Genomic DNA, 22,220 nt, shown 5'->3' with positions numbered 1-22,220 from the left:
GCACCTTTTCGATTCTCGACACGGGCGCGGCACATGAGGCAGATGGAAACCACGCAGGACCGCGCGGGCAGCGCCGACGGCGGCGCGCGGACGGCAAGCATGGCGCCCGCCGCGACCGCGCCGCACGCGAACGTCATGCGCGCACGCGCCGCCGGATGGTTTCCATTCGCCGTCGCGGGCGTCGTCGCGCTTGCGCTGCTGCTTCGCCTTCCGACGCTCTCGGGCCGCTCGATCTGGATGGACGAGGCCTACAGCTACTGGTTCGCCCATCTGTCGTGGACGGATCTGTGGACGAAGACGCCGGCTTACGAAACTCATCCGCCCTTCTACTACTCGCTGCTGAAACTGTGGACCGCCTGGGCAGGCACATCCGAAGCCGGCATGCGTTCGCTGTCGGTGCTGGCGAGCGTCGTCACGGTTGCGCTGACGGCCTTCGCGCCGCGTCTGCTGCGGCTGCCGAAGCGGTACGAAAGCGTCGGCATCGCGGCCGCCGTGCTGCTCGCCGTCAACGAAGGCAACATCGAATACGCGCAGCAGGCGCGTCCGTATGCGCTCCAGACGCTGTTCTGCACGCTGCTGATCCTGCTGACCGCAAGCATGCTGCGCCGCGTGTTCGACGCGCGGCGCGAACGCGCGCGCGTCGAACATGGCGTGCGCCTCGCGGTGCTGTCGGGGATCGCGGGCGGCATCGTGCTGTGGCTGCACAACACGAGCCCCTTCATCATCTTCAGCAACTCGGTCGCGAGCTTTGCCGCAATCATGCTGTTCTCCCGCTACCGACGCGTGGACCTGTTGCTCGCGACGGGCTCGCTCGCGCTCAGCCTGCTCGTATGGAGCCCGTGCGTGCCGATCCTGCTGATCGAAAGCCGCACGGTCGCCTCTGCGTTCTGGGTGACGATCTCGCCGAAGATGCTCATCTGGCCTTATACGCTCGCGGCGGGAGGCAAGTACGCGTTCATCCCCGCCGCAGCCGTCGCCGTGCTCGCGTGGCTCAGCATGGTCCGCAACAACCGCGGCCTGGCGATCTACGTCGCGTCGATGCTGCTCTTGCCCGTGCTGTGCATCTTTACGATCTCCTGGCTGTTCACGCCTGTCTTCATCACGCGCACGTTCGCGTGGATGGCGCCGCTCTTTCTTTTCGTGGTGTCGCTGGGACTGTTCGGGGCCATCCCGTCGCCGGGCCTGCGGCATGGCCTGCTGGCCGTGCTGATCGCGCTGGGCCTCGTGCAGTGCGTCGGCTATTACCGCGCGCCGACGGAAGACCTGCGCGGCGCCGTGCGCTATCTGCGCGATAACGTGCGTGCCGGCGATGCCGTGCTGCTCTATCCGAACGAGATGGAAGTCGGATTGCACTACTACGCACGAAATCTCGACACCTCGTTCGAACTTGCAGCCGTCCCCGCGCGTTATCCGGCGCTCGGCCTCAAGCGTCCCTATCTCGGCAGCAACAAGGGTGCGCCGGCGGCGATCGAGAGCGACCGGACGCAGATCGATGCGCTGCTGGCGACGCATCCGCGCGTCTGGCTCGTCGGCGCCTGGCAAGACGCCGATGGCGTACCGAACGTAGTGGGCAGCGAACTCGTCAGGCAGCGCGGCAAGCCCGCTGCGTCGGCCGACTTCTTCGGAATCGGCATCGCCCGGTTCGGCAATTAAACGGCCGCATCGCCTGCATCGTCCGCACCAGCCGACGTCGGCCAGCACCACTGCATCGAATCGCAAACATCCGTCGCGCGGCGGCGCGCGCAAAACTCGGCGGCTTGGTTGGCTCCAGCACAGAACGCCGGGCGACGGGGCCGCACAATCCACGGCAATGCGCGCAATCGACGGACGGCGGCGCGAACACGGCCTGCCGGGCTGCCGTCAGCCAATACACGACGCGAACGACAACGCGAAAGGGAGCATCACGATGGGGTGGAAGGGCTCGCTCGCCGAACTGCCGCTTTGGGTTGCGGGCCGACTGGGTCCGCAGCCCATCGGCTCGCGCAATGAAGCGCCCCGCAGCATTCTGGTGCTGCGGCCAAACGATCTCGGCGACCTGCTGACGACGACGCCCATCTTCGAAGCCTTGCGACGGCGTTTTCCCAATGCCCACCTTGTGGCGGGCATCGGGCGCTGGGGGCGCGCGATTGTCGAAAACAATCCGTTCGTCGATGAAATCCTCGAACTCGACGCCCCGTGGCACAACAAGATCATGCCCGACCAGTCGATGGGCGCAGCGCTGCGTTTCATCCGCGATTCGGCGCAGGTGCGCGCGGCGCGCGAGCGCGGCGGCTTCGACGTGGGCATCGACGTGCTCGGCAGTCAGTTCGGCCTGCTGCTGATGCTGCGCCTCGGCGTTCGATATCGGATCGGCGTGCGCGGCTATCGCGGCGGCTGGAGCGGCTGTCACGACCATATCCGGTTTTCGCCGATGGTCCATGTGTCGCGTGCGGCGCTCGCGCAAGCCGAGTTGCTCGGCGCGCGCGACCTGCCCGAGGCGAGGCCGCAACTGTATCTGACCGACTTCGAGCGGGTCCAGGCGGCTCACGTGTGGCGCACGGGCGCCGTCGCGGGCCGTCGCCCCGTGCGGCTCCTCGTCGGATGCGCGGCGGGCCTGCCCGACAAGAGCTGGGCGCCCGAGGCGCTGGGCGAGGCGCTTGGCCGCGTGTCGCGGGCGCTCGCCGATGCGGGCGGCAGCGATATCGTCATCGTCGGCGGCGCGGCGGAAAAGTCTTGCGCGCAAACCGTGATCGAGCACAGCGGCGCGGCGCCGAGTATCCGCTCGCTCGCGGGCCAGACGCCGCTGCGCGCGACCTTCGCGCTCGCCGAGCAGGCCGACGTCGTGGTCACGAACCCATCGATGCTGCTGCACGCGGCGGCGGCGTTCAGGCGGCCGACTGTCGCGGTGCTCGGCGGGCCCTTCGGCGACGCGCGCGGGCACGACGGCGTATGGGGTTACTCCGCGCCTTACGGCAGCGTCGGGCCCGAGAACGCTGTGTCGTATGGGCACATGTCCGGTTGGCCGAGCGTCGAGCGCGTCGCGCAGGCCATTCTGGACAAGATCGCTGCGCACGCCGTCTCCTGTCGTGCCGACCGGCTGTCGATCGGCCTCAACTGAAGCACGTCGAACCCTCAATGCAATCTTCGAAACCCAGTCTGAAGCGTAACGGCATCGCCAACCTGCTCGGCGGCGCGCTGCCGATCATCGTTTCGCTGATCACGGTGCCCCTCTACCTGAAGCACATCGGCGCGGAGCGTTACGGCGTGCTCGCCATCGTCTGGACCTTGCAGGGCTATTTCGGCTACTTCGACTTCGGGCTGTCGACGGCGACGGCCAACCGCATCGCACAGCTTTCCGAAGCGTCCGCGCACGAGCGGGAGTCCGTGTTCTGGACGGCTCTCGTCCTCAACGCGCTGTTCGGCACGCTCGGCGGCATCATTCTGTACTTCGCCGGGAGCTTTCTGTTCGCGCACTTCCATATCGCGCCGTCGATCAGCGCAGAAGTCACCGAGTCACTGCCGTTCATCGCGTGCGCGATTCCCATCGCGACGCTGACCTCCGTGTTCGTCGGCGCGCTCGGCGGCCGCGAGCAGTTCGGACCGCTGAATGCCGCGCAATTCGCGGGCGTGCTGATCTTCCAGACCGTCCCGCTGCTTGCCGCGCTGCTGATCGCGCCGCAATTGCAGTACGTGATCCGCGCGGCCATGCTCGGCAGCGGCGTGTCGCTGCTGATTCTGCTCTTCGTCGCGATCCGCGTGTTTCCGCTGCGCTTCGACGCCCCGCCGCAGCGGCGTCATCTGAAGCCGCTGTTTTCGTATGGCGCGGCCATCATGGTCAGCAATTTTCTGAGTCCGCTGCTGGACTCCGCCGACCGGCTGATGATCGGCAGCATTCTGGGACCGCAACCCGTCGCGTGGTATCAGGTGCCGTTCAATCTCGCGACCCGCGCGAAGATCCTGCCCGCCGTCTTTTCGCGCACGCTGTTCCCGCGCCTGTCCGCGTTGCCGGCACACGATGCCGTCGAGCTCGCCGTGCGCGCGACGCACGCATTGTGCGTGCTGATCACGCCGCCCATCGTATTCGGCATCTTCCTGATGCAGCCGTTCATCACGCTGTGGGTCGGCCACGACTTCGCTGCGCGCACGACGTCGATCGGCGAAATCATTCTGATCGGCGTGTGGGCAAACGCGCTCGCGCACATACCCGGCAGCCATCTGGCGGCAAGCGGCCGGCCCGGTATCGTCGCGTGGTTCCATACGCTGCAGGCCGCGCCGCTGGTGGCGCTGCTCTGGTGGACGCTGCATCACTTCGGCCTGGTCGGCGCGGCATGTTCATGGACGTTGCGCTACATCGCGGAGACCGTGCTGCTGTTCCGGGCCGCGAAACTGGGCGGCGGTCTCGCGCGCTACCTCGTGCTGCCGACGCTGCTCGTCACGGGAGCGTTCATCGCCGCCACCGTATTTCCGCCGATGTCGATCGCGCGCCATGTGTGCTGGTTCGCGATGGTCGTGGCATCGCTCGCATGGGCGCTGCATGCCGAACCGGCGTGGCGCAAGCGCGCCGTGCACGAGGTGCGGCACATCGTGTCGAAGCGCTTTCGCGCGCGTTCGGCGTTCGACGCCGGCCTATCCGCGAGCGCGACGCCGCCGCCCGCGAGCGCCGGCGAACCCGTCGCGCGCCAGTAAGCCCTCCGCGCCGCCGAACAGCGGCAAGCCAATGTTGTAGCGGCCCGGCATTGCTGCATCCGAAGCGCGCGAACCACGGGCAACGCAGATGTGGTGGCGCGCACAGATTCTTGCCGCACGATCGTGCACAGTGGCAGCAATCGCTGGACATTCGCCCATGTACCCATCGCTCCAGAGGTATCGCGGGCTCGCGGCCCGGGTCGCCATCTGGTCGCCATCCGGGTGCCATCCGGGCGCCGGATCATGCCGCAACCGGTCGTGAATACGGGCCATTCGTTACGGGGCAGTCATGCGCAAACATGCAACGATCGATTCATTCGAAGGCGCTCGCGGGCTCGCCGCGCTGCTGGTCGCGCTCTATCACTTCAGCCTCTTCGACAACTTCGGCCTGCCCTATCCCGGCTTCATCCGGCATGGCTATCTGTTCGTCGATCTGTTCTTCGTGCTGAGCGGATTCGTGATCTGCTCGTCCTACGAGAGCCGCCTGAACGACGGCGCCGACTTCTGGACCTTCGTGATCCGCCGCTTCGGGCGGCTCTTTCCGCTGCTCGTCTTTTCCACGCTGATCTACGTGCTGCTGCCCAACGCCTACGTGCTGGCGAAGCAGCTACTCGTTGCGTTCGGACATCAGGGCATGTTCAGAAATCCGGCGGCGTTCGACTACACGATGCCGTCGGTGGCCGAGATATTCACCACGCTGACGATGACGCACGGCCTCGGCATGTTCGATCATGCGATCCTCAACTACGCGAGCTGGAGCATCAGCACCGAGTTCTACACGTACCTGGTGTTCGCGGGCGTGTGCATCGCGCTGCCGACGCGCGCGCGGCTCGTGGCGATGGCCGTGCTGAGCGTGCTCGCGTATGCCGTCACCTGCTGGGCCAGCATCGCGTGGCACGATTGCATCGCGAAGACGCGATGTCTCGACGTCACCTACGACTTCGGCTTCGCGCGTTGCATCGCTTCGTTCTTCATGGGATGCGCGGCGTTTCATCTCTCGCGCTACGCGGCCTCGCATGCGAACAGGCTGCAAGGCATCGCGCTCGCCGCGACGGTCGTCGTGTTCGCGTGCCTCGCCGATGCCCCCGCGATCGCCCTTCTGCTGCCGCTCGTGTTCACGCTGCTGATCCTTTCGCTTTCATCGGATCGAGGCTGGGCGGCGAGCACGCTCAAGACGCGCGCCGCGCAGATGCTCGGGCAGCGTTCCTACTCGATCTATCTGATGCACCCGCCCCTCATCTGCGCGTTCGGCTATGTCGTGCGTGGCGCGTGGGGGCCCGCGATGGGTGCAGCCGTGCTGCTCGCGTATGTGGTCGTGCTGATCGCCGTCTCGGGGCTGACCTATCGCTTCATCGAAGTGCCCGCTCGCGACGCGTTCAACCGCTGGGCAGCAAGACTGCGCACGACGCAAAGCCCGGAATACTTCGCGCGTCAGGACTGAAACGCGCGACTCGGGAACGACGCCGAGATGCACGCGGCCTCGCGCCGCTCGCATGCGAATCGCGCGAGGCGGCGATGAACAATCAGAAGTTGTCGATCGCTTCCCGATAGACCTGCGCGACCTGCGATGCGACGACACCTCGATCGAAGCGCGCGCGCGCATACGCGCGGCAGGCGTCGGCATCGGGCAGCGTGCGCGCGCCGCGCAGCGCCTCGATGAGTCCCGCGCCGATCGCGTTGAACCCGGCCGACGAAAACACCAGATCTGGCGACAACGGCGCCACAGCCTCGGGCAGTCCACCGACAGGCGTCACGAGCACGGGCGTCCCGCTCGCGAGCGATTCGATCGTCGTCAGGCCGAAGCCTTCGAGCGCGACCGTGGGTACGACGCTCATGTCGGCGGCGGCGTACCAGAGCGGCAACTCCATGTCCGGCACGAAACCGGCAAAGCGCACGTTGCGCTCCAGTCCGCGCGCCGCCACGCGTGCCTTCAGCGTCGCTTCGAGCGGACCGCGCCCGGCGATCGCGAGTATCACGTCGGGTGCCTTCTGAACCACGAGGAACATCGAGTCGATCAGATCCTCGATGCCCATGCGCCACACCAGCCGGCGCACGCAAAAGAGAATGCGCCGGTCGTGCGGCAGCCCGAGCACGGCACGCGCGCTCGCGCGCGTCACACCCGTGTCGAAGCGCGCGATGTCGACGCAGCCCGGCACCACGCGAATGCGGTCTTCGCGCACGCCATAGCGCGTGTGCAGGATGTCGCCGAACGCCTTCGACAACACGATATGCCGCGTGCCGCCGCGATACACGAAACGCTCGACCGAGCGGCGCGCGCCGCGTGCCCACGCGCTGCCGCCTTGGGGCACCGTCTCGTCGGCCCACGGCCCATGAAAGTGCACGACGCGCGGCACGTTGTTGAACACGCCCGCCGTCGGCGCCGCGTACAACGCGAAATGCGTCGCCACCACATCCGGTCTGCGCGCGCGATTCAATTGCGACGACACCTTGCGCGCGCGCCACAGACGCGGCGCAAGACGCGACTCGGGCGCCGCGAACGACTGCACGTGCCCGCCCGACGACGACGCGACGGCATCGCTGCCCGCCACCAGCCCGCGCACGCTGACGCCTTGCGCGGGCAGCGACTCCACCAGTTCGACGAACATGCGGTCGAGACCGCCCGGCCGCTCCGCGAACCAATGCATGCCGATCTGCAACGAATCGATCGGGCCGCTCATGAGTCCGCCGCCGCTGCCGGGCATTCCGCCCGTTCCGCTTGCGGCTGCGGCGCGGCCTCGCGCGATGCGCCCAGACGTTCGTAGAGCGACAGATAGCGCGCGGCCATCGCGGACCAGCTGAGCGATGTCGCCAGCTCGCGCGCGGCCTGCCCCATCTGTCGCGCGCGATCGTGTCCGTCGACGAGTTGCCCGACGGCACGCGTCAACGCAACGGCGTCGTCGGGATCGTCGAGCACGACGCCGCAGTGCGGCCCGATCACTTCCGCGCCGCCCGCCGTGCGCGCGGTCACGACGGGCAACGCCGACGCCAGCGCTTCGAGCAGCGCGAGGCTCATCGCCTCGTAGCGCGATGGAAACACGAACGCATCGACGGAGCGCATCAGCGCGGGCATGTCCTTCACGAAGCCGGCGAAATGCACGCGTTGGGCGATACCGAGCGCTTCCGCCATGCGCGGATACGCGCTGCCGCGCGCGTCGCCCGCGACGAGCAGATGCACGCGCGCCGGCATCGACGCGAGCGCGCGCAAGACGGTATCGAGATTCTTTCGCGAGATGCGTAGATCGCCGGCGAACAGCAGCATGAACACATCGGACGGCAAGCCCAGGCGCTCGCGCTCGCTTGTACCCGGCGCGAATTCGTCGATATCGACACCGTTGTGAATGACGTGCATCTGCGCATCGCCGAGGCCGCATCTTTGCAGCTCGCAGCGAACTTTTTCCGACACGGGAACGACCACCCGCGCACGGCGAAACGCATGCGCTTCGAGCAGCGCATTCAGCCGCGTGAACGCGACCTGATACGCGTCGTATGGACGGCGCCGGAAGCGAAACGGGTAGTAGCCGCTGCGATACCAGCCGTCGTGAACGAAGTGAACCGAATTGACGTCGGCGCGCGCCCACGTGATGAAGCCGTTGACATGCACGATGTCGAATTCGTCGCGATGCGCGCGAATCCAGCGCGCGGTCTGCCATGCGAACCACTGGTATCGCAAGAGCCGCGTCGGCACGCGCGCTTCGGGCACGGGCACGCAGCGCGCAAGCGTCTTCAGTTCCGGCGCAACGTTCGTCGCGAGCAGCGTGACGGCATGGCCCGCCGCCAGCGCCGCGCGTGCGATCTCGTAGTTGACGCGCCCCTGGCCGTCGTTCTTCGCGACGACGTGGGTCACGATCAGAATCCTCATAGCCTCACCTTGTACAGAGGTGTCGCGCCACCCTGCAGCGGCGCGCGCTGTGCCTGCGTGCGTACGCTGCGCGCCATCGCCTGGGCCGGCGCTACAGGTGCGGGCGTCCGCGCGGCCGCCTTTTTGGCCGCGTGCGCCGTTCGGCGCGCGTGACGCAGACCGATCACAGGCAGCATCACGCCGATGAAATAGAACATGCCCGTCACGCCTATCAGCGTGTTCGTCATCGTCATCATCGCGAAGATCGCGAGCGAGACGCCTGCCCCGCAGATCGCGAGACGGTCTTTCGAGCGCACGATGCTCGCAAGAAACGCCCGCCACATCAGCATCAGAATGCCGCCGACATAAAGCAGCGAGCCGGGCCAGCCGAGCACCGTGGGCACTTCGAGAATGCCGCTGTCGATCGTTCCGGCAGGCGATGCCGCCTTGACGGGATCGGATGAAAGCTTGGTGCCCAGCCCGGTCGAACCGAGACCGTCGCCGGAGATGTTCGAGAACGCCGTCGACAGCCAGGCTTCGTAAAGCATCTGGCGCGACTGGAAGCTGTTGTCGTTGCTGATGTCGCTCATCGTCTGCATGCGTTTGAGCACGCCGTCCGAGACCTGGTCGAACATCATCACGGGCGAGCACAGCGCGGCGACGCCGACGACTGCGCAGAGCAGCTTCAGGCGGCTCCTGCCGTCGAGCATCGCGACGGGATAGACCAGCCCGATCACGAGGCCGCCCCAACAGCTGCGCACCGACGTGAACAGCAGCGCGGACCCGGCGGACAGCATCATGGGAATCCGCACGAACTCGCTCGAAGCAAGCGATATCTGCAGCAGGTACATGATCGTGACGGCGAACGTGCCCGGCGAATTCATCGTGCTCCATATGCGCAAGCCGTAAGGCACGGGGTTGCCGAACGACGAGATCTTCACCGAGATGATCCAGAACAGGTCCCACGGCGGCACGGCGACGTACTGGATCACGCCGTAGACGCCCATCACGAGTCCGCCATAGATGGCCGTTCTGAGCAGCACGCGCTGATAGTCCGGGTAGTGCTGCCAGGTGACGTTGAGATAGAACGCCACCAGCGGCGGAAACAGCCAGTTGACCAGCGTGTAGACGGCGGGCCCGAAGCCCGTCTGCGCGATGCCGACAATGAAGCCGTACGTGAGCCCGATCACGATCAGGATCAACGGCGCGTTGCGGCGCTGGCCGAGCGTATTCGCGCTCGTGATCAGCGACAGTCCGCACAGCGCCACCGCGAGCAGCGGCGCCATCATGATGATGCTCTTGTCGCTGAACGAGCCGTTGACGAAATCGGCGAGGCGCCGGATCCACGGCGAAAGAAAGAACAGCCAGCAGACGAATCCCACGTAATGCGGCGGCGACTTGCGATACAGCCAATACGCGATCGCCAGCGAGCCAAGCGGGAACAGAAACTCGACGGGCCGCGCCAGATGCACGGCGATCAGCACGATGCTGAACACGAACAGGGCGACGGGCACCAGCACCGTCTTGCGCGGCGAGCGAACGCGCGCGGGCGCCCGCCTTTGCGGGGAACGCGGCGCCTCGCGCGGCACGCCGGGAGCGCGGCGCGTCGTCGGTGGCGACATCGCCATTACAGCAGCTCGAACGTGCTGCCGAACGCAACGCCGTGCCGCGCGCGGCGAGCGTCGCCCGATTGCGTCTGCTTCTGACGATGGCTGTACGACAGGCCGATGTGCGGCGCGCCGTGCTCGAGGAACGGCCCTTCTGTCTTTCTGAAGCCGAACTGCTCGTAAAAGCACTTGAGCCCCTCGGGCGCCGTCACCCGCACGGCACGCCCCGGCCAGCGCTGCGCAACGGCCTGCAACGCGCGCTCGATGAGCATCTCGGCCGTGCCGTCTCCGCGCCGCCTCGGGCTCGTCATGATCTTGTCGATCACCACTTCGGGGTCTTCGTCGTCGCCCGGACGCAGACGCGCATACGCGAGCACGGGCATCGGACGCGACATGTCGTCCACGGCGAACACATGCAAGGCGTTCTCGTCGTGGCCGTCCGCATCGAGACAGACGTGCGCCTGCTCGACGACGAACACTGCACTGCGCGCGCGCATGACCAGATAAAGTTCGCGCGCAGTGAACTGTTCGAACTCGAGTGTTTTCCAGTTCATCATTACGTTTCCCCAGAACGTTTCGGGCGGCCGTCAAGCCCGTTGCCACGACGACACAGTACGCTGCGGACCCTTGTGTTTCCGTGCGCCAGCGCACCGACGTTGCTGCGTCGCAATCCGTTAAATGCGGACAACCGGCGCACTGGTCCGTCCCGCGCGCGCCCCTCGCTGACCAGGTGTCACAGGTGCATGCAAGCGCGCACGCGTCGCCGGATTCGAAGCAACCCGCTCTCGCCAAAACACTCTGAGGGGCTCCGTTCATGAAAACAGCACTGCGACGCATTCTTTCCGAATCGGCACGGCTCGACGTACCCGCCGACACGCTTGCCGACGACGCGGACCTCTATGCAGCAGGCCTCTCGTCGCTCGCGACCGTCCACCTGATGCTCGCGATCGAAGACGAATTCGGCATCGAGATTCCGGATCGCATGCTCACGCGCCGTCTCTTTTCCAGCATCGATTCGCTGGCCGCTGCCGTCACCGAACTGCAACTCGCAAAGGCGGCAGCATGAATGCGCCGCTGATGCAGGCAGAATCCGCAGCCGCGGCCGAAGCAGCCGACACGCCCCAGGTGGACGCAGCGGCCGCGCTCGTCGCAATCGAACCGGAACCGGCCTGGCGCGCCGCCGCGCAGCGCGCCGCGCAAGTCGCGGCGCAGCACGCCGACTCCGTCGATAGCGAAGCGCGCTTTCCCGTCGAGGCATTCGAGGTGCTCCGGCGCGAACGTCTGTTGTCCGCGATGGTGCCCGCGCGCTTCGGCGGCGCCGGGCTGTCGCTCGCCGACGTGGCAGCCATCTGCGAGATCCTTGCGCAAGGCTGCGCGTCGACGGGGATGATCTACGCGATGCATCAGATCCAGGTCGCGTGCATCGAGGAGCACGGCAGCGAATCGGCGTGGCATCGCGATCTGCTGATGCAGCTTGTCGAAAAGCAGTGGCTGCTCGCGTCCGCGACGTCGGAAGAGACGATCGGCGGCAATCTGCGCACGAGTGCGTGCGCGGTCGAAATCGATGGCGACATGTTCCGCATCGAGAAGCTCGCACCCACCATCTCGTATGGCGCACAGGCCGACGTGATTCTCGTGACGGCGCGCCGCACCGCGGAATCGGCGGCATCGGATCAGGTGATGATCGTCACGCTGCGCGACGAAACGCAGCTCGAAAAGCGCGGCGGATGGGACTCGATGGGCATGCGCGGCACGTGCAGCGAGGGCTTCCGTCTGGTCTCCACGGGCGTCGCCGGACAGATTCTGCCGACGCCCTTCGCGATCATCGCCGACCAGACGATGCTGCCCGTCTCGCACACGCTGTGGGCCTCCGTGTGGACGGGCATCGCCGCCGACGCCGTGAACCGCGCGAAGGCGTTCTTCCGCGCACAGACGCGCGGCAAGCCCGGTTTCGTGCCGCCGTCGGGCGTGCGCCTCGCGCAAGCCGTCGGGCTGCTGCAGATGATGCAGGCGCGCCTCTCGGTCGCGCTCGACGCCGCGCGCGCCGCGCATCAGACGAAGCTCGGCGCATGCCAGGCAGATGCGCCGCTGTCCGCGATGCTCGGCTTCGCGTCCGACATGAACACGCTCAAGACCAGCATTTCGACGACGGCCCTCCAGGTCGTGCAGGAAGTGCTGCTGATCTGCGGGATGGCGGGCTACAAGAACGGCACCGAGTACAGCGTCGGGCGGCATCTGCGCGACTTGCATTCCGCGCCGCTGATGATCAACAACGACCGCATCGCGATGAACACGGCGAGCCTGCTGCTGGCGCAGCGTCCCGCCGCACCGGGGAGGGCCTGAGATGAACACGATGACCGATACGGCCGCGCTCGCCGCCTCCGATGCGCAGTCCGCGGGCGCCGACCCGACGCTGCGTGAGCGTCTTCTCGCGAGCGGCATTCTGATCGATACGGGCGAAAACGGCCTGTATGGCCGCAGCCAGGTGTTCGAAGATGTCGTCGAGCGGTTGAATGCGGCGATCACGCATCTGGGCGCCGATCAGGACCCCGAAGTGCTGCGCTTTCCGCCCGCGATGCGCCGCACGGACTTCGAAGACAGCGAGTATCTGAAGAGCTTTCCGAATCTGGCGGGCACGATCCATTCGTTCTGCGGCACGGAAGGGGGCCAGCAGCGCCTGTTGCGCTGTCTCGACGACGCGATGAAGGAAAGCGACGACGACCGCGACACCGAATGGATGTCACAGCAAAAGCCGACGCGCGTCGTGCTGACGCCCGCCGCGTGCTATCCGATCTATCCCGTGATGGCGCGGCGCGGCCCGCTGCCCGCCGGCGGCCGCACGATCGACGTGCTGTCGTACTGCTTCCGCCATGAGCCGTCGCTCGATCCCGCGCGCATGCAGATGTTCCGCCAGCGCGAGTACGTGCGCCTCGGCGACGCGCAACAGGTGATGGCGTTCCGCCAGATGTGGATCGAGCGCGGCTCGCTGCTGGTTTCGCTGCTCCAGTTGCCCGTCGACGTCGATCTCGCCAACGATCCGTTCTTCGGACGCGGCGGCAAGATCATCGCGGACAGCCAGCGCGCGCAGGCGTTGAAATTCGAACTGCTGATTCCCGTCGCGAATCCCGACAGCAAGACGGCCTGCCTGTCGTTCAACTATCACATGGACCACTTCGGCGCGATCTGGAAGATCGAGTGCGAAGACGGCTCGGTCGCGCATACGGGATGCGTGGGCTTCGGCATGGAGCGCATCACGCTCGCCCTCTTCCGTCATCACGGACTCGACGTGAACGCGTGGCCCGACGACGTGCGCGCGCTTTTGTGGGGCGACACGAAGGCGCGGATCGAACAGGGTCTTGCGGGAGCGCGCGCATGAATCCACCCGTCACGTCCGCGCTGACGGCGATTGCCACGGGCGCTGCAACAGGTGCCGTCGCGGGCGCCTCCGATGCGCCCCGGCCGATGCGCAGCCACGCGTCGCATGCGCTGCATCAGGGCGAGCGCGTATGGCAGGAAACGAACTGCTACATCGACCTGTGGATCGAGCTGCTGCACGGCTTCGGCCTCGATCCGCGCGCCGCGTTCGCGTTCACGGTCACGCAGGACTTCGAAGGCGACCAGTTCACGTTCTTCAAGTTTCCGCTCGAAGACATCGAGCGCCTGTACGGCACGCAGGTGCAGGAGCTGGCCATCTACGATTCGCTCGAAGACCGCGTGTTCGCGCAGACGCTGCGGGGCCATACGGTGCTCGTCGAAGTCGACGGCTACTATCTGCCGAATACGCGCGCCACGTCGTATCGCCGCGAGCATCCGAAGACGACGGTCGGCATCGACCATATCGATCCCGCCGCGCGCCGTCTCGGCTACTTCCACAACACGGGCTATCACACGCTCGACGGCGAGGACTACGACGGCGTGTTCCGCAAGCTGCCGCAGTTCGCGGGACAGCCCGACTATCTGTTCCCGTATGTCGAGTTCGCCAAGCAGGCGCGGCCCGCGCTGGAAGGCATGGCGCTCGCGCATGCATCGGCGGAACTGCTGCGCGCGCATCTGGCGCGCAGGCCGCTGCGCAATCCCGTCAGCGAATGGCGCAAGGCGTTCCCCGCGCATCTCGAGATGCTGCTCGAGCGCGGCGAGCCCTTCTTCCATCCGTATTCGTTCAACCTGATGCGGCAGCTCGGCGCGAACTTCGAGTTCCTGTCGAAGTATCTGATCTGGCTGTCGGCGCAAGGCTTCGAGATTCCTCAGCCGATTGCGGCATCGGCGCAGAGGATCGCCTCGGAAGCGATGGTGATGCAGTTCCGCCTCGTGCGCGCGATGGCGCGGGGCCGCCGCGACACCTGCGACGACTGCTTCGACGTGCTCGAAGCCGCTTACGAGCAGACCATCCCGCCGCTTGCGTCGCTGACGCTGTAGCGGCTGCCGCGGCGAGCCGCGCGCCTCGGCGGGCGCGTTCGCCGCCTCAACGGAACACGCTGTGCGCGCCTTGCCAAACGACCTCCTGGCGCTCGTGCCGCAACGCGCGAGCGTCGCTTCCACTACCTCGGCCCATACGGGCGACGCCCTTCGTGCATCCTGCTGGCCGCAGCCCCTCACGCACGGCTGGCAATGCGTGACGACGCCCCCCGGCGCATGCGCGACACCCGCCGACCTGCCCGACGCCGGCTGGCTGCCCGCGCAGGTGCCCGGCACGGTTGCATCGGCATGGCGCGCGGCGGGCCTGCTCGATATCGAGCGCGCGCCCGCGTTCGCATACGACGACCACTGGTATCGCCTGCGGCTCGCGGGCCGTGGCATGCAGCGCCTGCGTCTGCACGGGCTCGCCACGCTCGTCGAAATCTGGCTCGACGGCGAACGGCTGCTCACATCGGATTCGATGTTCGTCACGCACGACATCGCGTTCGAACTGCACGAGGACGCGACGCTCGCGCTGTGCTTCCGCTCGCTCGCGCCCGCGCTCGGCGCGCGGCGCTCGCGCGCGCGCTGGCGGCCGCGTCTCGTCACGCCGCCGACGCTGCGCAACGTGCGCACCACGCTGCTCGGCTATATGCCGGGCTGGTGCCCTCAGGTGCAGCCCGTCGGTCCGTGGCGCGCGATCGAGCTGCTCGGCAGCGCGCCGTTCGCCATCGATCGCGTCGACGTGACAACCCGGCTCGACGGCGACGACGGCATCGTCACGCTGACGCTTACGTTCGTGCATCCGCAGGCCGGCGATGCGACCGGGCCGCACGCGTCGCTGACGTGCGGGGGCGTTGAAGCCCCATTGCAATGGCGCGCCGATCATTCGCGCGCGGACACCTCGGCGGAAGCGTCAAAACGCACGCTGACGGGCTCGCTGCGCATTCCGAAGGTCGAGCGGTGGTGGCCGCACACGCACGGCACACCGACGCTGCATGAGCTTGCCGTTCACATCGGCGACAGGCGGACCGGTATGCATACCGGTATGCAAGCCGATACGCAGACCGGTCTGCATATCGAACTGGGCCACGTCGGCTTTCGCACGATCGATGTCACGCGCGGCGGCGACGGCGAAGGCTTCGCGCTGAAGATCAACGGCGTGCCCGTGTTTTGCCGCGGCGCGTGCTGGACGAGCGCCGACCTCGTCACGCTCGCCGGCTCGCCGCAACAGCTCGCGCAGGCGTTCGCACTCGTGCGCGATGCGGGAATGAACATGCTGCGCGTGTCCGGCACGATGGTGTTCGAGTCCGACGCGTTCTACCGTCTCGCCGACGAGCACGGCATCCTGATCTGGCAGGACTTCCCGTTCGCGAACTTCGACTACCCGAACGACGATGCCTTCATCGCAACCGTCGCGCGCGAAGCCACGCAGTTTCTCGCGCGTACGCGGCATGCCGCGTCGCTCGCGGTGCTGTGCGGCGGCAGCGAGATCGACCAGCAGGCCGCGATGTTCGGCCTGCCGGTTGCGCAGCGCGTGCAGCCGCTATTCACCGAACGGCTGCCCGCCATCGTCGCGAGCGAGCGGCCCGACGTGCCCTACGTCGCGCATTCACCGACAGGCGGCGCCTGGCCCTTCTCGACGCGCACGGGCATCACCCATTACTACGGTGTAGGCGCGTATCAGCGTCCGCTCGACGACGCGCGCCGCGCGCAGGTGCGCTTCGCGGCCGAGTGCCTCGCCTTCGCGAACGTCCCCGACGACGCGACGCTGCACGATGCGCTCGGCACGATCCACGCGCACGATCCGCGCTGGAAGAATGCGGTGCCGCGCGACCCGGGCGCGGGTTGGGATTTCGACGACGTGCGCGATCACTACCTGCGCACGCTCTATGGCGTGCAACCGTCACGGCTGCGCTACGAAGACCCGCAGCACTATCTCGACCTGTCGCGTGCCATCGTCGCGGACCTGTTCGCCGACGTGTTCGGCGAATGGCGCCGCGCGGGTTCGACGTGCGGCGGCGCGCTCGTGTGGCAGTTGCAGGACCTTCGGGCAGGCGCGGGCTGGGGTGTGATCGATGCGACGGGACGCCCGAAAAGCGCGTGGCATGCGCTCGCGGGCGTGCTGCAACCCGTGCAGGCCGTCATCACCGACGAAGGGCTGAACGGCCTCGACGTGCATCTCATCAATGAGACGAATCAGACGCTGAGCGTTCAGCTCGACATCGTTTGCCTGCGCGATGGCGCAGTCAGCGTTGCACACGCGAGCCGCGCGCTCGAACTGGCCGCGCGCCGCACCGAGCGGATCGCCGCAGCCGATCTGCTCGGCCAGTTCTTCGATTTCACGCAAGCGTACCGCTTCGGCCCGCGCGCCCATGACGTGACCATCGTGACGCTGCGCGACGCCGCGCGCGGCGCGGTGCTGTCCGAGGCTTTTCATTTACCGGAGCGCAGCGCGATCGAGCGCCACGATCTCGGCCTCACGGCGACGCCCGAGGCCTCGTCCGATGGCTGGCAGCTCGTGATCGAAACGCGCCGCTTCGCGCGCTTCGTCCATATCGCCGATTCGCACTTTCGCGCGCGGCGCGACTGGTTTCATCTCGCGCCGGGCCGGCCCGTGAAGGTTCCGCTGATCCCATTGCACGCAGGTGATACAAACCGGACACCCGACGGAGAAGTTCGCGCAATCAACGCAATGGCCGCCGTCTACTACCGCTAAACGTTTTCGTCACACGGCAATAATCATCGCAATTCTTTTGGCTGAAGTAATGGCGCCCCGCGCAAACACTTGCGCAGCGGGCGTTGGCTTTTGTCGGACACATTCGCGCCTTTAAAAAACCGGCTTTGATCAAAATCGCTATCCGTGCGCCAGCACACAAAAGGAACGGAACACATCTGAATCAAAACGCGTTCTATCCGGAAATCACTCATTAAAGGGCTTTCAGGCCTGAACGCATTAGCCGAACGCCTTCAGCGATATTCGCACTTCCTGACAAATCAGCGACTTACGCTCCACAAGTTAATGCCGTTTCTCAAATCTTCTGAAAAATGCCATTGTGCAAATCTGAAACAAAACGATACGTTCTGCGGCGTTGGGTTTCATTATCCGCGTCGCTGCGCCGCATCAGTGCTGGTTTTCAGGTCAATTGGCACAGTCCTCGCTAATTACCCGGCGCAGTGATCACCAGCGTGAATGACAGAACTTGAACGGGCGCATTCGCGGATGGTTTGACGGGGCCGGTCTGTACGCTTCTTGCCGCTAGCCAGGCGGCAAACCAAAAAGAAGCACAGCGCCGGGTTAAAAAATAAGGGAGTCGTGCAGCGCGCGGCTTCTTGCGAGGACCGATCATGCTAACGCTTCAATCCGACCTGCACGGCAATCATTTGCTCGGCGCATTGCCATCCCACGAGTGGCAGGCCATTGCCCCTCACCTGGAACTCGTTCATCTGCGCACGGAACAACTGCTGTGCGATTCCGGCCAGCGGATTCATCACGTCTACTTCCCCACCACGGCGATCATTTCGATGCTGTCGACGATGGAAGACGGCGGCTCCGTCGAGATCGCCGCGGTAGGCCGCGAAGGCATGACGGGCGTGCCCGTGCTGACGGGCGGCGAGACGATGCCGAACCGCGTGCAGGTGCAATGCTCGGGATTCGCGTACCGGATGTCCGCACAAGCGCTGCGCCAGCACTTCGCGCGCTCCGATTTTTTGCGCCGCCTGATGCTGCTCTACATGCACGCGCTGCTCACGCAGGTCGCGCAGACGGCCGCCTGCAACCGACATCATTCGTTGAGCAAACAACTTTGCCGGTGGCTGCTGATCGAGGTCGACCGCGTCGCATCGGACGATCTCTCCGTCACGCAGCAACTGATCGCCGACATGCTCGGCGTGCGCCGCGAAGGCATCACGGAAGCGGCGGGCAAGCTGCACAACGACGGCCTGATCCATCACAGCCGCGGCCACATCCGCGTGCTGGACCGCAAGGGCCTCGAAGCCCGCGCATGCGAATGCTATGGCCTCGTTAAACGCGAATTCGATCGTCTGCTGCCGCGCCTGCATCAAGCGGAAACCGTGTGAGCTAAGGCTCCATTATGTTCAGGAACGTTGCGCGTTGCCTCGACGCGATCTTCGTGATTGCAGGCGCGCTCATCGCCCATTGGGCACGGTTTCCCGCTTCGCACGAACTCGCGGATAACGAGAAGCTGCTGATCGCGTTCAATTGCGTGCTGGTGCTGCTGCTCTTTCCCGCGTTCGGCATCTACGAAACGTGGCGCGGAAAGCCGCTCGCGGTGATGCTCGGGCGCGTCGCGATGGCATGGCTCGTCGCGGTCGCGCTCGGGCTCGTCCTCGTCTTCACGCTGCACCGGATGGACACCGTGTCGCGCCTCTGGTTCGGGTATGCGACGGTGATCTCCGGGGCGATGATTCTCGCGACGAAGTTCGGCGCGCATCTGGGATTGCGGATGGTCCGCCGGCGCGGACTGAACTTCCGCACGGTCGCGCTCGTCGGCGCGCCCGGCTTTACCCGCACGCTGGTGGCGCGCCTCGAGCGCGCGCCGCAGGCGGGCTTCAAGCCGGTGTGCCTGTTCGACACCAGCGCCGACATGGGTGACATCCTCGACACGGGTGAGCGTGCGCGCACCGGGCGACTGCCGATGCTGCGCGACCTCGACGAGTTCGCAAGGAAGGTCCGCGACGAGCACATCAACGAAGTGTGGCTCGCGTTGCCGCTTTCCGATGAGCATGTGATCTACCGGTTTCGCCGGACGTTCCAGCACGACTTCGTGAACCTGCGCTTCGTGCCCGACGTGCGCAGCCTGTCGCTGTTCAATCACGAGATCGTCAGCGTGGCCGGGCTGCCCACGATCAACCTCGATACAACGCCCGTCTCGTCGATCCAGATGTGGCCGAAGCTGATATTCGATCGCCTGTTCGCGCTCGTCGTGCTCGTCGCGCTCGCGCCCGTCTTCGCGATTCTTGCGCTTGCCGTGCGGCTCAGCTCGCCGGGGCCGGTGTTCTTCACGCAGGAGCGCAAGGGCATCGATGGTCAACCGTTCTCGATCTACAAGTTCCGTTCGATGACCGTGCATCGCGAATCGCATGGACAACTGACGCAGGCAGCGCGATCCGATGCGCGCGTGACGAAGATCGGCGCGTTCATGCGGCGCACGAGCCTCGATGAGCTGCCGCAATTCGTGAACGTGCTGCTCGGGCAGATGTCGGTTGTCGGGCCGCGCCCGCATGCGCTCGAACACGACGACCTCTACAAGGATCTGGTGTACGGCTACATGTACCGGTATCGCATCAAGCCGGGCATCACCGGATGGGCGCAAGTGAACGGCTATCGCGGCAGCACCAGCAAGATCGAAAAAATGGAAGCGCGCGTGAAGTTCGACCTCTTCTATATCCACAACTGGTCGTTCTGGTTCGACATGCGCATCGTGATGATGACGATATTCAAGGGCTTTGTGGGTCACAACGCGTATTGAAAGAAGGTACGGGGTTCAACGTGAAAGTCTCTGTGGTCGTGCCGACGTATCGACGCGTCGGTGATCTCGCACGCTGCCTCGCCGCGCTCGACGCGCAGACGAGGCGGCCCGATCAGGTCGTGGTGATCGTGCGCGCCGACGATCGCCCTACGCTCGAATGGTTCACGCGCCATGCCGGCACGTATCGCGGCATTCGCGTGCAGGTCGCGCACGTCACGGTCCCGGGCGTCGTGGCCGCGTACAACCTCGGCATCGAATCCGCAACGGGCGACATCGTCTGCTTCACCGACGACGACGCCGCGCCGCACGCGGACTGGATCGCGCGTATCGATGCCGCGTTTGCAAACGATCGCGCGCTCGGCGGCATCGGCGGACGGGACATCGTTCACGAGCGCGACGCGGTTCTCACGGGACAAAAAGAATCGGTCGGTCTCGTGCGCTGGTACGGACGCGCGATCGGCAACCATCACATCGGTTGCGGCGCGCCGCGCGCCGTGCAGGTGCTCAAGGCCGTGAACATGGCGTTCCGCCGTGAAGCCATCGGCCCGGTGCGTTTCGATCAGCGTCTGCGCGGCAACGGCGCGCAGGTGCATTGCGAAATGGCTTTCTGTCTGGATGTCGTCCGGCGCGGATGGACGCTCGTGTACGACCCGGACCTGCTTGTCGAGCATTACCCGGCCGTGCGCGGCGACGAGGACCAGCGCCATATCTTCAATGCCACGGCTTTTTATAACGCGTCGTTCAACCTGCGGCTGATCATGTGCGAGCACCTGTCGTCGATCGGTCGTTGGGCATTCGTCGGCTACGTGACGCTCATCGGCAATCGCGCGGACCCCGGTCTCGTGCGCGCGCTGACGCTCGCGGCAGGCGGCGAAAGCATCACGCTTGCGTTGCGCAAATGGTGGGTCGGACTGCGTGCGATGCATCGCGCGTGGCACGAAGCCATCCGTTAGCGGAACGCTGGCACATACGGGGGAATTGCGATCATGACTATCAGAACATTGCTCGCGGGGCTGACCTGCGTGTCGTTGGGAGCGTGCGCGCTCGCGCCCGGACCGTTTCTCGATTCGGACCGGCTCGACACAAGCCGGCAGCCGCAGTACGCGGCGCCGAAGTACGAGGTCACGCCGATCGATATCGCCTACTTTGCTCAGGAGCGCGCGGCCGCGAAGCCTTCCGTCTGTCCGCTGAAGTGCCTCACTCCCGAGGAACGCGCTACTTACGATTACCGGATCGGTGTCAACGACCAGTTGACCATCATCGTCTGGGACCATCCGGAACTGACGGGCGGCGGCGCCAATCTGCCGCCCATCCCGCAGGGCGCGGCGGGCGGCGCGACGCCGGGCAATCTGGCGTCCCCGCAGGGCAGCACGATCGCGGCGCTTTCGCCATCGACGGGCGGCGAAAGCGGCCTTGCCGTGCGCGTCGCGCGCGACGGCACGATCTTCTTCCCGCGCGCGGGCCGCGTGAAGGTACTCGGCAAGACGACGCGGGACGTGCAGCAACTCTTGACGAAGGCGATCAGCAAGACCATTCGCGATCCGCAGATCGACGTGCGCGTGTCGGGCTTCAACAGCCAGATCGTGCAGGTGACGGGCAATGTCCGCAATCCGACGCCTGAATCGATCACCGACCTGCCGCTGTCCGTGCTCGACGCGATCAATCGCGCGGGCGGCGCGCAGGCGGACGCGGATCTGCAGGACGTGGGCATCACGCGCAACGGCGTGCGCTATCGCGTCGACGTCGCTTCGTTGCTCGAAACGGGCGACCCGAACCAGAACGTGATCCTGAAAGACGGCGACCTCGTCGACATCCCCGATCGCTCGAACAGCCGCGTGTTCGTGCTCGGCGAAGTCGCCAAGCCCACGTCGCTGCCGATGAACCGCGGCAAGCTCACGCTCGCCGACGCGATCGCGGGCGTGAACAGTATCGATGTGCGCAACGCCGATCCCCGCTCGATCTACGTGATTCGCGGCGTCGACAAGTCACTGGGCGCCGACAAGTCACCGGGCGTCGACAACTCATTGGCGCCCGATGTGTACAGGCTCGACATGACACAGGTCGACGCGATCATGTTGATGACGAAATTCCAACTGCAACCGAAGGACGTGGTGTACGTGCAAGTGGCGAGCGTCGCGCGCTTCAACCGCATCCTCGACACGATCACGCCGGCGCTGCAAACGCTCTTCTTCACGAAGGAACTCGCTCGCTGATCGTCGCCAC

Annotated in this window: 17 protein-coding genes; 13 read left to right on the top strand and 4 right to left on the bottom strand. The window is 66.0% G+C overall.

Annotated features, from left to right (window positions below):
• The first annotated feature begins 33 nt into the window (after window positions 1-33).
• The 4 genes from VSR68_RS18975 to VSR68_RS18960 all read left to right on the top strand — a co-directional run bounded on the left by VSR68_RS18975 (window position 34) and on the right by VSR68_RS18960 (window position 6,106).
• Window positions 34-1,653: a hypothetical protein gene (locus VSR68_RS18975; protein ID WP_342941285.1), complete on the top strand. Its 1,620-nt coding sequence runs from the start codon at window positions 34-36 to the stop codon at window positions 1,651-1,653.
• A 157-nt stretch (window positions 1,654-1,810) separates the two neighbouring features.
• Window positions 1,811-3,097, top strand: coding sequence for a glycosyltransferase family 9 protein (locus tag VSR68_RS18970; protein WP_342941284.1), 1,287 nt, complete (start codon window positions 1,811-1,813; stop codon window positions 3,095-3,097).
• Window positions 3,098-3,114: 17 nt separating this feature from the next.
• Window positions 3,115-4,665, top strand: coding sequence for a flippase (locus VSR68_RS18965; protein ID WP_342941283.1), 1,551 nt, complete (start codon window positions 3,115-3,117; stop codon window positions 4,663-4,665).
• A gap of 289 nt (window positions 4,666-4,954) precedes the next feature.
• Window positions 4,955-6,106 carry an acyltransferase gene (locus VSR68_RS18960; RefSeq protein ID WP_342941282.1) on the top strand — a complete coding sequence of 384 codons (1,152 nt, stop codon included), beginning with the start codon at window positions 4,955-4,957 and terminating at the stop codon, window positions 6,104-6,106.
• 82 nt (window positions 6,107-6,188) lie between these two features.
• Here VSR68_RS18960 and VSR68_RS18955 read toward each other — a convergent pair whose 3' ends face one another.
• The 4 genes from VSR68_RS18955 to VSR68_RS18940 are packed head-to-tail and all read right to left on the bottom strand — an operon-like array spanning window position 6,189 to window position 10,664.
• On the bottom strand, window positions 6,189-7,343 hold the full coding sequence (locus VSR68_RS18955; RefSeq protein WP_342941281.1) for a glycosyltransferase family 4 protein: 1,155 nt from the start codon (window positions 7,341-7,343) through the stop codon (window positions 6,189-6,191).
• Window positions 7,340-8,524 (bottom strand): glycosyltransferase family 4 protein, encoded by a 1,185-nt coding sequence (locus tag VSR68_RS18950; RefSeq protein ID WP_342941280.1) that lies wholly within the window; start codon window positions 8,522-8,524, stop codon window positions 7,340-7,342. Before VSR68_RS18950 ends, VSR68_RS18955 begins: the two co-directional genes overlap by 4 nt.
• The gene (locus VSR68_RS18945) at window positions 8,521-10,131 is read right to left on the bottom strand and encodes a hypothetical protein (protein WP_342941279.1); all 1,611 of its coding nucleotides are present in this window, start codon (window positions 10,129-10,131) and stop codon (window positions 8,521-8,523) included. The genes VSR68_RS18950 and VSR68_RS18945 overlap by 4 nt, the downstream gene beginning before the upstream one ends.
• Window positions 10,131-10,664, bottom strand: coding sequence for a GNAT family N-acetyltransferase (locus tag VSR68_RS18940; RefSeq protein ID WP_342941321.1), 534 nt, complete (start codon window positions 10,662-10,664; stop codon window positions 10,131-10,133). The genes VSR68_RS18945 and VSR68_RS18940 overlap by 1 nt, the downstream gene beginning before the upstream one ends.
• A gap of 260 nt (window positions 10,665-10,924) precedes the next feature.
• Between VSR68_RS18940 and VSR68_RS18935 the strand changes: the two genes are divergently transcribed.
• The 9 genes from VSR68_RS18935 to VSR68_RS18895 all read left to right on the top strand — a co-directional run bounded on the left by VSR68_RS18935 (window position 10,925) and on the right by VSR68_RS18895 (window position 22,210).
• The gene (locus VSR68_RS18935; protein WP_152762274.1) at window positions 10,925-11,176 is read left to right on the top strand and encodes an acyl carrier protein; all 252 of its coding nucleotides are present in this window, start codon (window positions 10,925-10,927) and stop codon (window positions 11,174-11,176) included.
• Window positions 11,173-12,453 carry an acyl-CoA dehydrogenase family protein gene (locus VSR68_RS18930; RefSeq protein ID WP_342941278.1) on the top strand — a complete coding sequence of 427 codons (1,281 nt, stop codon included), beginning with the start codon at window positions 11,173-11,175 and terminating at the stop codon, window positions 12,451-12,453. The genes VSR68_RS18935 and VSR68_RS18930 overlap by 4 nt, the downstream gene beginning before the upstream one ends.
• Window position 12,454: 1 nt before the next feature.
• On the top strand, window positions 12,455-13,486 hold the full coding sequence (locus tag VSR68_RS18925; RefSeq protein WP_342941277.1) for an amino acid--[acyl-carrier-protein] ligase: 1,032 nt from the start codon (window positions 12,455-12,457) through the stop codon (window positions 13,484-13,486).
• Window positions 13,487-13,572: 86 nt separating this feature from the next.
• The gene (locus tag VSR68_RS18920) at window positions 13,573-14,526 is read left to right on the top strand and encodes a DUF1839 family protein (RefSeq protein WP_342941320.1); all 954 of its coding nucleotides are present in this window, start codon (window positions 13,573-13,575) and stop codon (window positions 14,524-14,526) included.
• Window positions 14,527-14,587: 61 nt separating this feature from the next.
• Complete coding sequence (locus tag VSR68_RS18915; protein WP_428983534.1) at window positions 14,588-17,224, top strand: glycosyl hydrolase 2 galactose-binding domain-containing protein; 2,637 nt, start codon at window positions 14,588-14,590, stop codon at window positions 17,222-17,224.
• A gap of 629 nt (window positions 17,225-17,853) precedes the next feature.
• The gene (locus VSR68_RS18910) at window positions 17,854-18,585 is read left to right on the top strand and encodes a Crp/Fnr family transcriptional regulator (protein WP_090861816.1); all 732 of its coding nucleotides are present in this window, start codon (window positions 17,854-17,856) and stop codon (window positions 18,583-18,585) included.
• 14 nt (window positions 18,586-18,599) lie between these two features.
• Window positions 18,600-19,997, top strand: coding sequence for an undecaprenyl-phosphate glucose phosphotransferase (locus VSR68_RS18905; protein WP_342941276.1), 1,398 nt, complete (start codon window positions 18,600-18,602; stop codon window positions 19,995-19,997).
• A gap of 20 nt (window positions 19,998-20,017) precedes the next feature.
• Window positions 20,018-20,950, top strand: coding sequence for a glycosyltransferase family 2 protein (locus VSR68_RS18900; protein WP_342941275.1), 933 nt, complete (start codon window positions 20,018-20,020; stop codon window positions 20,948-20,950).
• 33 nt (window positions 20,951-20,983) lie between these two features.
• The gene (locus VSR68_RS18895) at window positions 20,984-22,210 is read left to right on the top strand and encodes a polysaccharide biosynthesis/export family protein (protein ID WP_342941274.1); all 1,227 of its coding nucleotides are present in this window, start codon (window positions 20,984-20,986) and stop codon (window positions 22,208-22,210) included.
• The last annotated feature ends 10 nt before the right edge of the window (window positions 22,211-22,220 follow it).

Origin of the sequence: Paraburkholderia phymatum (assembly GCF_038900715.1) — a bacterium.
In the GTDB taxonomy this organism is placed as follows: Bacteria; Pseudomonadota; Gammaproteobacteria; order Burkholderiales; family Burkholderiaceae; genus Paraburkholderia; species Paraburkholderia phymatum_A.
The sequence above is the reverse complement of the archived record's forward strand: the minus strand, read 5'-3'. Positions and strand labels throughout refer to the sequence as shown.